Annotated in this window: 1 protein-coding gene; it reads right to left on the bottom strand. The window is 67.8% G+C overall.

The window, feature by feature from the left end; all coding sequences use genetic code 11:
* Positions 1-245 (bottom strand): AMP-binding protein (locus ACX4ZE_RS23435; RefSeq protein WP_480275638.1); only part of this gene is annotated, 245 nt, incomplete at both ends.

Genomic DNA, 245 nt, shown 5'->3' with positions numbered 1-245 from the left:
CGACGACATGGTTGACCACGTTGCGGTGGGTGACCGCGACCCCCTTGGGACGACCGGTCGAACCAGAGGTATAGATCAGATACGCCAGATTCCCCGGACACAACCGCCCCCACCGACCACCACCGGCCACAACGACCGCGCTATCAGCAGCGGCGAGGGTTTCCGGGTCGTCGATACACAGTGTGTCCGCCGCGACCACGGGCAGGGCCGTGGCCGTGGCCCGGTCGGTCACCACCACCAGCGGG

Source organism: Nocardia sp. TBRC8007 (genome assembly GCF_056629435.1).
The sequence above is the reverse complement of the archived record's forward strand: the minus strand, read 5'-3'. Positions and strand labels throughout refer to the sequence as shown.